Annotated in this window: 1 protein-coding gene; it reads left to right on the top strand. The window is 70.7% G+C overall.

The window, feature by feature from the left end; genetic code table 11:
- Nucleotides 1-461, top strand: a 461-nt coding sequence (locus D7X55_RS46265; RefSeq protein ID WP_121725748.1) for a DUF3999 family protein, incomplete at both ends; no start/stop codon positions are given.

Below are 461 nucleotides of genomic sequence, written 5' to 3'. Positions count from 1 at the left end.
CATTGTCCAGCGCGCAGTCCGGTGCCTACCGCATCGTGCTGGAGCCGGCGATCTACCGCCGTGCCGTGAGCCCCGACCTCAGCGACCTGCAGGTGTTCAATGCAGCCAGCCAGCTGCTGCCGTCGGCACTGCTGGCGCCGGACCAGCCGCTGGCGCAACCGCCGGTGCAGCGTGAGCTGCCGTGGTTCGTGCTGCCGCCGCTGGCCGATGCCCAGCGCAACGATCTGCAGCTGCTGACCGAGCGTGATACCGATGGGCGCGTGCGCCGGGTCGAAGCACGGGTGAGTGGCGGGGCGACGGCGAACGGGCAGGGCGGCTGGCTGATCGACGCCAGCATGCTCGACCAGCAGCCGCTGGCGGCGCTGGTGCTGGACTGGGCCGACAGCGGCCAGCCGCTGCAGGCGCAGGTTCAGCTGGATGCCAGTGATGACCTGCAGCACTGGCGATCGATGGGTCGCGAC

This window comes from Corallococcus sp. AB049A (assembly GCF_003668885.1).
In the GTDB taxonomy this organism is placed as follows: domain Bacteria; phylum Myxococcota; class Myxococcia; order Myxococcales; family Myxococcaceae; genus Corallococcus; species Corallococcus interemptor.
This window is presented reverse-complemented; position numbering and strand designations above follow the sequence as displayed.